12 protein-coding genes are annotated in these 12,434 nt (G+C 65.0%); 4 read left to right on the forward strand and 8 right to left on the reverse strand.

Annotated features, from left to right (window positions below):
* Nucleotides 1-92: 92 nt before the first annotated feature.
* From ACZYHG_RS15565 to ACZYHG_RS15580, 4 genes are all read right to left on the reverse strand, one after another.
* Complete coding sequence (locus ACZYHG_RS15565; RefSeq protein WP_464614550.1) at nucleotides 93-1,181, reverse strand: Gfo/Idh/MocA family protein; 1,089 nt, start codon at nucleotides 1,179-1,181, stop codon at nucleotides 93-95.
* A gap of 72 nt (nucleotides 1,182-1,253) precedes the next feature.
* Nucleotides 1,254-2,018, reverse strand: coding sequence for an ATP-binding cassette domain-containing protein (locus tag ACZYHG_RS15570; RefSeq protein ID WP_464614551.1), 765 nt, complete (start codon nucleotides 2,016-2,018; stop codon nucleotides 1,254-1,256).
* Nucleotides 2,015-3,019 (reverse strand): ABC transporter permease, encoded by a 1,005-nt coding sequence (locus tag ACZYHG_RS15575; protein ID WP_464614552.1) that lies wholly within the window; start codon nucleotides 3,017-3,019, stop codon nucleotides 2,015-2,017. Before ACZYHG_RS15575 ends, ACZYHG_RS15570 begins: the two co-directional genes overlap by 4 nt.
* Nucleotides 3,016-4,014 carry a sugar ABC transporter substrate-binding protein gene (locus tag ACZYHG_RS15580; RefSeq protein ID WP_464614553.1) on the reverse strand — a complete coding sequence of 333 codons (999 nt, stop codon included), beginning with the start codon at nucleotides 4,012-4,014 and terminating at the stop codon, nucleotides 3,016-3,018. The genes ACZYHG_RS15575 and ACZYHG_RS15580 overlap by 4 nt, the downstream gene beginning before the upstream one ends.
* Nucleotides 4,015-4,276: 262 nt before the next feature.
* On the opposite strand from ACZYHG_RS15580, the gene ACZYHG_RS15585 reads away from it, so the two are divergent.
* Nucleotides 4,277-4,681, forward strand: coding sequence for a hypothetical protein (locus tag ACZYHG_RS15585; protein WP_464614554.1), 405 nt, complete (start codon nucleotides 4,277-4,279; stop codon nucleotides 4,679-4,681).
* Between the two features lie 78 nt (nucleotides 4,682-4,759).
* Nucleotides 4,760-4,960, forward strand: a complete 201-nt coding sequence (locus ACZYHG_RS15590) for a hypothetical protein (protein WP_464614555.1) — start codon at nucleotides 4,760-4,762, stop codon at nucleotides 4,958-4,960.
* A 58-nt stretch (nucleotides 4,961-5,018) separates the two neighbouring features.
* On the opposite strand, the gene ACZYHG_RS15595 is transcribed toward ACZYHG_RS15590, so the two are convergent.
* The 4 genes from ACZYHG_RS15595 to ACZYHG_RS15610 form a co-directional block, all read right to left on the reverse strand.
* A complete protein-coding gene (locus ACZYHG_RS15595; protein WP_464614556.1) occupies nucleotides 5,019-6,338 on the reverse strand; it encodes an alpha-D-ribose 1-methylphosphonate 5-triphosphate diphosphatase in 1,320 nt (439 codons plus the stop codon).
* Between the two features lie 89 nt (nucleotides 6,339-6,427).
* Nucleotides 6,428-7,240 (reverse strand): PfkB family carbohydrate kinase, encoded by an 813-nt coding sequence (locus ACZYHG_RS15600; protein WP_464614557.1) that lies wholly within the window; start codon nucleotides 7,238-7,240, stop codon nucleotides 6,428-6,430.
* 161 nt (nucleotides 7,241-7,401) lie between these two features.
* The gene (locus ACZYHG_RS15605) at nucleotides 7,402-8,988 is read right to left on the reverse strand and encodes a GMC family oxidoreductase (protein WP_464614558.1); all 1,587 of its coding nucleotides are present in this window, start codon (nucleotides 8,986-8,988) and stop codon (nucleotides 7,402-7,404) included.
* A 4-nt stretch (nucleotides 8,989-8,992) separates the two neighbouring features.
* Nucleotides 8,993-10,510, reverse strand: a complete 1,518-nt coding sequence (locus tag ACZYHG_RS15610; RefSeq protein ID WP_464614559.1) for an aldehyde dehydrogenase family protein — start codon at nucleotides 10,508-10,510, stop codon at nucleotides 8,993-8,995.
* Between the two features lie 210 nt (nucleotides 10,511-10,720).
* On the opposite strand from ACZYHG_RS15610, the gene ACZYHG_RS15615 reads away from it, so the two are divergent.
* Nucleotides 10,721-11,620, forward strand: coding sequence for a hypothetical protein (locus ACZYHG_RS15615; RefSeq protein ID WP_464614560.1), 900 nt, complete (start codon nucleotides 10,721-10,723; stop codon nucleotides 11,618-11,620).
* 41 nt (nucleotides 11,621-11,661) lie between these two features.
* Nucleotides 11,662-12,249, forward strand: a complete 588-nt coding sequence (locus tag ACZYHG_RS15620) for a YceI family protein (RefSeq protein ID WP_464614561.1) — start codon at nucleotides 11,662-11,664, stop codon at nucleotides 12,247-12,249.
* Nucleotides 12,250-12,434 lie beyond the last annotated feature (185 nt).

Genomic DNA, 12,434 nt, shown 5'->3' on the forward strand with positions numbered 1-12,434 from the left:
CCATGGATGAGCGAGGCCGAGGGCTTCGGCAAGGGCCAATCGGCGGTCTTTGCCGGAACGTGTTGTTCCTGCGTCGACCCTCCAGGCGCGATTCAGGCGTGGGCGCCCGTCTGTTTCATGCGCTCGATGATCTCGGCCATCAGTGCCAGGTCGCGGCGCGAGTCGGCGAGATCGGTCAGCGGCTTCGTGCCTTCCGCTATGTGGCGGTGGAAAGTCTCCAGTTCGTTGGAGAAGGCGTCGCCATAAAGCGGCCCGAAGCTTTTCGTCACCGGGCCGAGCGGGCCGGCATCGGTCACCTCAAGCCGGGTCGGCAGGCTGCGGATGTAGGGCGTGTCGTAGATGATGCGCACGCGCCTTGTGTTGGAGCGCACCTCGATCATGGCGTCGAACAGGCCAAGATCGTCGACCACCGCGTCATAGAGGCAAGCGAAATGGCCGTAGTCGAAGGTGATGCTGGTGTTGGCGCCTCCATTGGTGCGATGCGCTGACACCACGCCTCTGGGCTCGCCGATCAGCCCGCGCATCGCCGAGATGTGGTGCGATGAGAGCGCCGTCAGTCCGCGATAGGCGCGCACCAGGTCGGCGGGGGCATCGGTGCCGACAACTTCGCGGATCAGCGCGTCCCGCTCCCTGGCGCCGCGCGCCAGAAGGCCAGGGTCGATATCCATGGGATAAAGGACGTTCTGGCTCTTCTTGAGGAAATGCCGGCCCTCCGAGATCAGGTCGAAGATACGGACATGAGTGATGTCGGCAAAGGCGGGCAGTTCGTCCCGAGCCGCCAGATACGCCGGCGCGTAGCGGCGCATATAACCGACGAAAAGGGTCTTCTTGTAGGCCGGCATCAGCGCCAGCAGCTCATCGATCTCGCGTACCGTCAGGCACGCCGGCTTTTCCAGCAGGATGTGCTTGTCGGCTTGCATGGCCGCGCGCACGAAGCGGCTGTGGGTGTCGTCGGACGACAGCACGAAGACCACATCGATGTCGGGCGAATTGATCAGCGCCTCGGCGGTATCGAACGGTTTTGCCTTCGCATGTTGCGATGTGACGAGCGACACCAGGCTCGGCGAGACGTCGTAGACGCCTGATATAGACCAGCGGTCGCGCTGGTCCGCAAGAACAGGCAGATGGATCGACTGCGCGACCTCTCCGAGACCCAAAAGTCCGACACGAAGTGGTGCCACTCGCAAACTCCTTCCGATTTCAAGTCAGATGCCGGCCGCGTCGGCGGCCAGCCATTGATATGGTTTTGTCGATCACGCCGCGCCGGTGACCAGCGCGACGAGTTCGTTGCCTGATGTTTCCGAGGCGCGCACGGTCGCGGCCATCTTTCCCGCCCGCATCACCCAGATCTGGTCGGACAGCCGCCGCACCTGATCGAAATTGTGGCTGACCAGGATGACCGAGACCGACTGGTCGCGCAGGCGCCGGATCAATGCCTCGACATTGGCGGTTTCCTGGACGCCGAGGGCTGCCGTCGGCTCGTCCATCACCACCAGCTTGGCGCCGGAGCCGACGGCGCGGCAGATCGAGATCGCCTGCCGCTGGCCGCCAGACAGGCGGCGCACACGCTGGTTGATCGACGGCACGTTGATCGACAGGCGCGACAGCATGGCGCGGGCCTCGCGTTTCATCGCCTTGCGGTCGAGGAAAGCGAAGGGGCCGATGCGGCGCACGAGCTCGCGGTTGAGGAACAGGTTCTGCGCCACCGTCAGTTCGTCGATCAGCGCCAGGTTCTGGTGCACGGTCTCGATGCCGGCCTTGCGGGCGCCATCGGGATTGGAGAAAGGGTGCTGCCGGCCGTCGAAGACGATCGAACCGGCATCCGGCACATGCACACCAACCAGACAGCGGATCAGCGTCGACTTGCCTGCGCCATTGTCGCCGATGACGGCGGTGACCTCGCCGCGGCGCGCCTGGAAAGCGACGTCGGTGAAGGCGCGCACGCCGCCGAAATGCTTGCTCAGGCCGTCGCAGGCGATGATCGCGTCGGAGGCCAAGGAGGGGCTGACGGCGCTCATTTCTGGTACCGCATGATCAGTGCTGCCAGCACCACGATGGCGCCCACGGCAAGCGGTTGGTAGAAGGCCGAGACGCTGAGCAGCGTCAGGCCGTTGACCAGCGCGGTCAGCATCAGCGCGCCGATGGCCGGACCAAGGATGCTGGCGCGGCCGCCGAACAGGCTGACGCCGCCCAGCACCACCGCCGCCACCGAATTCAGGAGCAGGCTGGTGTTGATCAGCGGTTCGGCCGAGCCGATGCGCGCCACCAGCAGGATCGCCGCGAGGCCGGCGCAGAACCCCGAAATGGTGTAGGCGGCGATCTTGACCCGGTTGGTGCGGATGCCGAGCGCGCCGGCGCTCTCGGCCTGGCCGCCAGTCGCCAGCAGATGCACTCCAAAGCGCGTGTGGTAGAGCGCGATATGCGCTGCAATGACGGCAGCAATCGCCACCCAGACCGGATAGCCGAACGGCCCGAATGAGCCCGAAGCGAGCTTCAGCAGAAAGGTCGAGCCGACCATGGTCGGTTCGCCGCCCGACAGGATCAGGCCAAGGCCTGTGATGGCCGACAGCGTGCCGAGCGTCACCACGAAGTCAGGGATCTTGCCAACGGTGATGATGAGGCCGTTGAGGAAGCCGATGGCGCTGGTGGCAAGGACGCCGAGCACGCAAGCGATGAAGATGCCGTAGCCGGCCGCATTGACGAGACCGAGCACGATGGCGCCGAGCATGACGGCCGCCGCCAGCGACAGGTCGATGCCTGAGGTGGCGACGACGAAGGTCTGGCCGATCGACAGCACGACCAGGATCGCCGACGCCAGCAACAGCGCCTGCAAATTGGCGACGCTGAGAAAGATCGGCTGGGCGATGCCGAAGATGATGACGAGGCCGACCAGGCCGACGACGGATGCCCAGTCGGCCCAGAAGGAGGGATCCAGGAGGAGAGCCGACAGGGAGGTGCGGCTCTCCTCCTGCGTGCCCGCCGAATGGGCGGCGGGCGCGTTGTCCGTGGAATTGCTCACTTCAGCAGCTCACGCAGCGGATCGGGATAGTCGCCGCCGGGGCGCGGAAAATTCTTCAGCGAGGCATCGGCATTGGCCTTGTTGATCAACAGTACAGGCGCCGGCACGTTGGCGGGCAGTTCCTTGCCTAAGACCGCGGCCTTGCATGCTTCGACGCCCATGGCGCCGACGACATAGGGGTACTGCGCGACGGTGGCCGAGAGCTCGCCTGATGCAATCGACTTCAGCGCATCGACGATGCCGTCGAGGCCGATCACCTTGACGTCCTTGCCCGAGGTCTGCACGGCGCGCTCGACGCCGAGCGCCATGATGTCGTTGGCGGCGAAGAAGCCGGCGAGGTCCGGATGGGCGGCGAGAATGTCGGTGGCCGCCGTCAGTGCCTTCTCGCGATCCCAGTCGGCGCTCACCATTACCACCACTTCGAGCTTGCCTTCGACGGCCTGCTTGAAGCCCTTGATGCGGGCGTTGGAGCCGACATCGCCGACGATACCGGCAATCAGCGCCACCTTGGCGCCCTTCGGCACCAGCTTCAGCATCTCCTCGCCGGCCAGTGCGCCGGCGGCGACATTGTCGGTGCCGATATAGGTCGAGACGGCAAAGCCGGCGGCCTTGGCCTGCTCGGGGTCGATGGTGCTATCGATGTTGACGATCGGCTTCTTCTTCTGGGCGACCGGCACCAGTGCCTGGACGAGATTGGAGACGCTGATCGGGTTGACCAGGTAGCAATCGAAATCCTGCATGGCCATGGCGGTCAGGCGATCGGCCTGGCCGGTGGCGTCGCCCATATTGGCGGCGGCCTGGACGCTGACATTGACACCGCTGGCCTTGGCCTGCTCCTCGATGCCTTTCTGCATGGTTTGGAAGAACGGGTTGTCGAGGCCTTTGACGATGGCCGCGACCTTCGCCGTGTCCTCGGCATGGGCCGAGACAATGGTTGCCAGCAGGCCCGCGCCAAGCAGGCCCGTGCCGAGCCTTAAGCCCTTAAATACGCTCATGGTTTTCCTCCTCCTTATTGTTTGATGTGCCGTCGCATCAGTTTCAGTGTTCGGCGAACCAAATGGCCGACAGGACGCAAGCGACCCCAACGCCTGGTGTCACGAACCGCCGACACGTCGCTGCCAGCCGCTGGATATGCGGCTCGTGGCCCCGGTGCGGGCGCTCCTTCGTGTAAGGCATTGCTCCTCCCAGAGCGCCGGCCGATGCCTTGCCGGCGTTTGCGCATGTTTCAGAAAAAATTGACACGCGTCAAGATTTAAAATGGTGCGAAGTGATTTTTACCGCTCCGCCGCACGACATCGCTGGGATGTCGGCCACCGCCAGTGGCACATCCGTTCCATGGCGACAAAAAAAGCACCGCTCGTTGCAACCTTTGGCGGAGGGTTCGCGTTGCTGGTTTTCCAGGGGAAGTATACGAGGTTTGCATTGGACCGCTTCGAGATCCTGAACGAGCCGCCGGGCATGTATTCCATTTTCGACACGGAATTGCCGGAAATGGCGGGAGGCAGGACACTCATCGGCCTCTACCGGCACGAAGTGCCGCTGGCTCGGTTTGCAGCCATGGAAGCGGGCGGCAAGCCGTGGGCGCTGCCGCGGCTGTCATCGCTGAGCAACTGTCAGACAAATAATACAGATCCGACGAACCAAAACGGCTTGCAGACGTAAGCTATGGCTCGCAGAAGTTGCACAAAAAGCATACCGTTGGAGAAAAACTATACCGTCATCCAGCATGAAGGGGGAATCATGCCTGACCAGAATGCTCTGATCCGAGCGGCCATCGGCCGGCTGCTTTCCGAGAAAACCGGAATGGCGGTCATTTCCATGAGAGAGAGTATTACCGAGCTGCTTGCCATAACCGGTGCGACGCTGGCCGTCGAAACCCTGCAGGACCTGCTGCTGGAAATGGCCGAAGTGCGCGGCATGATGGTCGTGCTCGACGTTTAGAGGTCTGTTTTATGCATGCCGTTCTCCCAAAGCCGAGGTCACTTTTGGGCGACAATCATCAGAGCACGGCGGGTACCCGCTCAGCCATGGCATGGTCAAGGCGTCCCGCCTTCCGGGCCGACGCCAGCGTGCCGTCGCCGTAGATCATACGGCCGGCGCGGAAGGTGGCGCGGACGCGTGGCACAGGCTGGCGATCAGCGACGACGAGATCGGCCAGAAGGCCGGGTTCGATGGCGCCGCGGTCGGTAAGCCCCAGGGCCCTGGCCGGATTGGCGCTTGTGAGTGCTGCCGCCGCCGCCAGGCCATCGCCACGCAGCTTGGCCAGGCCGAGCACGGCCGGCAGGATCGAGGCGGGGTGGTAGTCGCTGGCCAGCATGTCGAGCAGTCCGGCCTGATAGGCCTGCCGGGCGGAAAGATTGCCGGAATAGGATTCTCCGCGCAGCGCGTTGGGCGCGCCCATCGCGGTATGCATGCCGAGCCTGCGCGCTTCCTGCGCCGCTTCCAGGGTCACCGGGAATTCGGAGAGCGCGGCACCCAGGCCATGGACGAGTTCCACCTTTTCCAGCGTGTCGTCGTCATGCGAGGCGAGCACGATGCCGGCGGCCTGCGCACGCGCCGACAGATCCTGCAGGGCGTTCAACACATCGCCCTGGCCGTTGCGGCCGGCCATACGCTTGCCGACCACCTCGGAGGCCGCTGCAACGGACATGCCGCGCTCCTTGGCGATGCGGGCGATGTAGAGTTCGACGTCGCGATACTGGCCCTGTCCGGGGGTGTGGTCCATCAGCGAGATCAGATGCAGCCTGCCGGCGTCCATCAGCTTCTGCAACGCTGATATGGCCGGGGTAAAGGTCACCTCGAAGCGGGCATGGATGCGGTGGTCGACCAGCAAATCGTCCTTCATCCCGGCAATGGTGTCGATGATATCAGTGGTGTGACCTTCCGAACGCATGACGCCGCTGGTGATGCTGGCGCCGATGAAGGAGAGCGCGGCATAGGCGGTGGTGACGCCGCAGGAGGCGAGCTTCTTGTCGAGCTCGGCAATGCCGATCGGCATCGGCACGTGGACACCGATGCGCGGCTCGACTTCCCGCTCGACCATGTCGCCATGCATGTCGATGAAGCCGGGCAGCAGCAGGCGGCCGCCGCCTTCGATGTCGGCATGCTCGACAGGCTTGTCGCGGATTTCGGCGATCCGGCCATTCTCGATCCTGATCGCGCCGTTCGCGATGACACGGTCGCGCAGGACAATTTCGAATTCACTCAGCCACATAAGGGTTCTCTTCGATCGCGGCGACATCGTCGGGGTGTGGAAGACCGAGATCACGATGATGATGCGCCGGCTTGCCGCGCCCCGATCATGATCCGTCCAGGACATTGCGGTGTTTTCTAGTTCACTCGAATGCCGGTTTCCATTTGATTTTTATGACATTTCCATGAAGGCCGGCGCTCCCCAGAGGGCTCGCCTCAGCCGGTACGCAATCGTTCCGACAGCCAGTCGGCGGTCTGCTGGCTGGCGTGTTCGGCGGAAAGCTCAAGGCTCAGCCCTCGCAGCAGGCCGTGCAGGAATATCCCGGTGAAACAGTCGCCGGCGCCGATCGTATCGGGTACGGAGACCTGCTTCAGCGGCGTGACGTGATTTAGTGCCTTGCCGTCATAGAGCGAGATCGGGCGCGTGCCATCGGTCAGCACCAGCGTCTTCAGGCGCGGCCCGGCAATCAGTGACGCTCGCTCCCAGATATCTCGCGTCTCCTCGCCGGGAAAATCGGCGCGCGATCCGATGACCATGTCGGCCGGGCGCGGCGAGGCGCTGCGCAGTGGAAATTGCGAAATGACCAGCGGAATCGTCTTCAGCGAGGCGACGAGGCCGGCATCGAGTACCAGGGCGTTGAGATAGGCGGCGTCGCCGCTGACAGGCTCCGGTGCGGCGTAGGGCGGGCGCATCTGGCCGCCGGGGTTCAAAATGGTGCGCTCGCCATTCGGCTCTAGCAGGATTTCGGTGAACCGGGTTTCGCCGGCCCATAGGGTGACGTAGCCGGTATCGATGCCGCTCGCCTGCAATTTGGCGAGCGCTGCCCGGCCATGGTCGTCGTCCATCAGATTGCTGATCAGCCGGACATGGTTGTCGAGCCTGGCCAACTGGGTGCTGGTGTGAAAGCCGCCGCCGCCGAGCCTGACGCTGCGGTTGGAGTAGACGATGCGCGCGCCCGAGGCGAGGGGCGAGGACAGCGACCAGACCTGGTCGTAATTGACATGGCCGACAACGATGACTGTGCTCATGGTCCCTGCTTTTCGGCCCTCTGCTTTTTCGCGCAGGCCCGGCCAACGCATCGACGACGAAGCGCGGCGCGAGCAGGAATAGCATCAGGACCGGCACCACGGACAGCGGGTTGCCCAACATGCTGGCGGAGGCGGCGAACGCCAAGGCGTGACCAGCCGAATTACCCGCCCAGAATAAAATCGGCGCAGCGGTCGGCGATCATGATCACCGGGGCGTTGGTGTTGCCGCTGATCAGGCGCGGCATGATCGAGGCGTCGCAGATACGCAAGCGCGGTACGCCGCGCACGCGCAATTGCGGATCGACCACGGCGTCGTCGTCGGTACCCATCCGGCAGGTGCCGCAGGGGTGATAGACTGTCTTGGCGTGTTCAAAGATATGATCAGATATCGCCTGGTCGGAGAGGTCGGCGTCCTCGCCCGGCGACAGCTCCTCGGCGACCACCGCCTGCAGCGCCGGCTGGCGCAGGATATTGCGGGCGATCTTCATGCCGGCGAGCAGCAAAGCGAGATCACTGGCATCAGACAGGAAGCCGGTTGTGAAACGGATCTGGTCGGCCGCATCACGCGACCGCAGCCTGACCGTGCCGCGTGACTTTGGCCGCAGCACACAAGGGTTGAGCTCCATGCCGTGGCGCTCGATCGAGCCGTGCTCGGCGCTTTTGATCATCACCGGCAAGACGTGGAACTGGATATCGGGCCTTCCGTCGCCATCGGTGTCGAAGAAGCCGCCGCTCTCGACGACGTTGGAGGTGAGCAGGCCGGTGCGGAACATGAGATATTGCAGGCCGTGGCGCAACGCCCGCAGGCCGCGATCTTCGCCCAGCAGCGAGATCGGCTCGCGCGTCAGCGCATAGACGGGCGCGGCGACATGGTCCTGCAGGTTGCCGCCGACCGATGGCATGTCGCGGATGACGGGAATGCCAAGGCCGGCCAGATTTTCGGCTGGCCCCAGGCCCGACAGCATCATCAGCTTGGGTGTCGCCAGCGCACCGGCGGCTAGGATCACTTCGGCCTTCGCCGTCGCCGCATGGTGCTGGCCGTCCGAGGTGGTGTAGGCGAGGCCGCTCGCCGCGCCGTTTTCCAGGGTCACGCCGGTGACCAGCGCATCGGTGATGACGGTGAGGTTGGGGTTGGCGGCCAGCGGCCTCAGGAACACCTTTGCCGCCGACTGGCGTTCGCCATTGGCGGTCGTCGTCTGGTAGAAGCCGACGCCTTCCTGCTGCGCCCCGTTGAAGTCGTCATTGTAGCGGTAGCCGGCCTGCTGCGCGGCCTTGATATAGGCCAAGGACAGCGGGTGACGGTGGCGCGGATCGGAGACCGGCAATGGCCCCTCGGTGCCGTGGCGCTCGCCGGCGAGGCGCTCATTGCGCTCCAGCCGTCGGAACACCGGCAGCACCTCGTCCCAGCCCCAGCCGGGGCAGCCGAGGTCGCGCCAGCCATCATAGTCCTGCGGCTGGCCCCTGATGTAGAGCATGGCGTTGATGGACGAGCCGCCGCCCAGCGTGCGGCCCTGCGGCACCGGCAGCCGGCGGCCGCCGACGCTGGGTTCCGGCTCGGATTCGTAGATCCAGCTGCGCGCCGTGCCGATCACCTTGGCGAAGGTGGCGGGCATGTCGATGAGGCGCGTGTTGTCGGCCGGGCCGGCCTCGACCACCAGCACGCGCTTCCCCGCATTGACCAGCCGGTTGGCCAGCGTGCAGCCGGCCGAGCCGGCGCCGGCGATGACGTAGTCGTATGCGGCGCTCATCGTGTCAGGCATACCGCATGATGACGGTTTTGGTCTCGAGATAGCCGTCTATTGCCGCGCGGCCATGCTCGCGGCCGATGCCCGACTGCTTGAAGCCGCCGAAGGGTGCCGCGGGGTCGAGCGTGTTGTGCGAATTGACCCAAACCGTGCCGGCCTTGAGGCCGTGGATGGCGGTCATCGCCTTGCCCATGTCGCGGGTCCATATCGAGGCCGAGAGACCATAGCGCGTGTCGTTGGCGATGCGGATCGCCTCGTCGAGGTCGGCGACAGGCATCGCCGCCACCACCGGCCCGAACACCTCCTCGCGCATGATCTCCATGTCGCGCCGGACATTGTGCAGGATGGTCGGCGCCACGTAATGGCCCCTGGCCGGCACAGGCCGCGCGCCGCTGACCCGTTCGCCGCCCGCTGCCAGGCTACGCTCGACAAAGCCTTCGACGCTTCTGCGGTGCTTGGCCGAGACCAAGGGATTAATCTGCGCCCCCGCATCGCGGCCGGCGCCCAGCGTCATGCCGTCGGCGATTTCGGCCAGCCGTGCCAGCGTGCGGTCGTAGATCGACTTTTCGATGAGGAGCCGCGAGGCCGAGGTGCAGACCTGGCCCTGGTTGAAGAACATGCCAAGCCCGGCGATCAGCGGCTCGATGCCTTCTTCCATATCGGCAAGCAGGATCATCGGCGATTTCGAGCCGAGCTCCAGCGTGAAGCGGGCGACACGGTCGACGGCGGCGTGGCCGACGCGTTTTCCCACCTCGGTCGAGCCGGTGAAGGTCAGTTTGTCGATGCCGGGATGGCGGATCAACGCTTCGCCGGTGACGGAGCCGCTGCCGGTGACGATGTTGACGACGCCGGGCGGGAAGCCTGATGCCTCGATCAGTTCGGCCAGCCTGAGCAGGCCGAGCGGGGTTTCCTGCGGCGGTTTCAGCACCACCGTGCAGCCGCAGGCAAGCGCCGGGGCGATCTTCCACATGCCGATCAGCAGCGGGAAGTTCCACGGCACGATGGCGCAGACGACGCCGACCGGTTCCATCACCGTCATCGCCTGGTGTTTGGCGCCCGGCGGCACGGGAATGGAGACCTGGAAGGTCGAGCCCTCGATCTTGGTCGCCCAGCCGGCATAGTAGCGCAGCCAGTCGACGGTGCCGCCGGCGCTCAGCATGCGGGCGACGCCGAGCGACTTGCCGTTCTCGATGCTTTCGATCTCGGCCAAAAGGTCGGCGTCGGCCTCGACGGCATCGGCGAGTTTCAGCATCAGGTTCTGGCGATCGACCGGGCGCATCGAGGCCCATGGGCCTTCGAGCGCCGCGCGTGCCGCACGCACCGCCTGGTCGACCAGTTCGGCGCCGCTTTCCGGCACATGGGCAACGATCTCGCCGGAGGCGGAATCATCAACGGCGAGGCCTTCGCCGGCCAAGCCACCCATAAAGGGCCCGTCGACGAAGCGGCCATTGATGAAGGGCCGGTGCGAACGCGCCAGGAAGGCAGCGGCGGCAGTGCTGATCGGCGGCACAATTCTCTCGTTCACGCCATCCTCCTCGATTGCTGATGAACACAGTGCAGGGAGGGTTAGTGAGCGCATCGGCGGGCTTCAAGCCAAACGCAACACGAGTGCGCGCTCAGTCAAAACAAAGTTCCCGCTCGGACAAGACGCCTCGCGATCGGCTGGCCAAGATCAGGATCGCATCGAGCCGCGCGTTTTGCGCGAGCCTCCCTGACGTCGAAGAGGTGTCGGCCATTGAGCGCATTGCTGGGCAATCCGATGGTCACCACGGCGGCGCTGCCGCTTGTGCTCGGCATGGCAATGGCGCTGCTGGCGCGGATTGCGCTGCCGCCGTTCTCGCCCGTGCTTTCGCTAGTGTCGGCCGGCCTGCTGCTGTTCTTCTACTGGGACACGCTTGGCCCGCCTGTGGTGCCGCCGGTCGCCGCCAGCCAGAAGCTGATCTATCTCGCCTTTGCCGGCATCGTCATGGGCCTGTTGCCCGAGCGCATGCTCGGCGCTTCCTTGGCGAGCAAGCTTGTCGCCGCAGCGCTCGCGGCCGCGCTGCTGTGGCTTGGCTGGCGCCGTATTGCCGGCGGTTCGCTCGACCTGCAGATGATCGCCGGCCTCATCACCGGCGTGCTGACGATCCTCGGCGCCGCGTTGTTGCTGTCCTTGAAGGCCTCGCCATCGCCTCCCGTCGAGGCGCCGTTCCTGGCGCCGGCGGCCTTGCTTGCGCTGTGCCTGGCCGGCGCGATCATCTCGGTGCTTGGCGCCTCGATCGTCACCGGGCAGTTGCTGGGCTCGCTGGCCGCGCTCGCCGGCGGCTGGTGCCTTGTCCAGTACATTGCGGTGTTGCGCGGCGGTACGGCCATCGCCTGGAACAAGGGCACCGAGTTGCTCCTCACCTTTGCCGCCGCCTCCGTGCTGATCCAGGTGGCGCTGCTGGCGCCGAAGGCGAACCCGGTGGCGCTCATGCTTTCGCCCTTGCCGCTCGCCGTGGCCGCGCTGGTGCCCGGTCCGCTGCGGGGCCTTGTTCCCGGTGCCCGGCCGTTACGGCCGCTGGTTGCCGGCCTGCTGATCGCCATGCCGGCGATATTGGCCATCCTGACGGCGCTCCTGTTTGCGCCGCATGGGGCCGCTCTCGGCTTTTCCTGAGCCGGATTCGAAGAACGACAACCAACAATGGGGAGAGTTACGTGAGAACAAGAAAACTGACGGCCGCGCTGGCCTTTGCCTCGATCTGCGCCTTCGCATCGGCAGCACACGCCGACAATTACGAGATCGATGGCCAGCATGCCTGGGTCACCTTCACCATCAAGCACGGCATCTATGGCACCGCGCATGGCCAGTTCGACGCAGTGAAGGGCGCGATCGTCATGGACAAGGCCGATCCGTCGAAGAGCAGCGTCAAGGCCGAGATCGATGTCGGCTCGGTGCACACCGCCTATGATCAGCGCGACAGCGATCTCAAAGGTCCCGACTTCTTCAACGCCGCCGAATTCCCGGCGATCTCGTTTGAAAGCACCAAGGTCGAGAAGGTCAGCGATATCAAAGGCAAGGTGACCGGCAACCTGACCATCAGCGGCGTGTCCAAGGAGATCACGCTCGATGTGACGCTGGTCAACGAGGCGCCGGCACCGTGGGATGCGACGCTGACCAAGGCGGCCTTCACCGCCACCGGGAAGGTCAGCACCGCGGACTTCCCAATGGCCAAGGCCGCCGCCGGTTTTGGCCTTGGGCCCGACGTCGACATCACCATCGATCTCGAAGCCGTGAAGAAATAGGCGGCCAACAATTCACGGGGTGTTGCGGCCGCCGCGCGACCGAAAGGTCGCGCGGCACTTCGCCAAGGGGGCGCGAAGTGCGCGCTCAGTCAAAACAAAGTTCCCGCTCGGACAAGACGCGAAAACGGTGATGCCGCACTATCCCCAGCGAAGATCGGCGCATAGCCGGCGCACTCAGCAATCGG

This window comes from Mesorhizobium subarcticum, from assembly GCF_055456085.1.

Bases quoted from the DNA above. Each gene is read 5' to 3' on its own strand.
- ACZYHG_RS15585 (WP_464614554.1), top strand. From the start codon at position 4,277: ATGGTGCGAAGTGATTTTTACCGCTCCGCCGCACGACATCGCTGGGAT.
- ACZYHG_RS15600 (WP_464614557.1), bottom strand. From the start codon at position 7,240: ATGAGCACAGTCATCGTTGTCGGCCATGTCAATTACGACCAGGTCTGG.
- ACZYHG_RS15590 (WP_464614555.1), top strand. From the start codon at position 4,760: ATGCCTGACCAGAATGCTCTGATCCGAGCGGCCATCGGCCGGCTGCTT.
- ACZYHG_RS15580 (WP_464614553.1), bottom strand. From the start codon at position 4,014: ATGAGCGTATTTAAGGGCTTAAGGCTCGGCACGGGCCTGCTTGGCGCG.
- ACZYHG_RS15595 (WP_464614556.1), bottom strand. From the start codon at position 6,338: ATGTCCTGGACGGATCATGATCGGGGCGCGGCAAGCCGGCGCATCATC.
- ACZYHG_RS15570 (WP_464614551.1), bottom strand. From the start codon at position 2,018: ATGAGCGCCGTCAGCCCCTCCTTGGCCTCCGACGCGATCATCGCCTGC.
- ACZYHG_RS15605 (WP_464614558.1), bottom strand. From the start codon at position 8,988: ATGAGCGCCGCATACGACTACGTCATCGCCGGCGCCGGCTCGGCCGGC.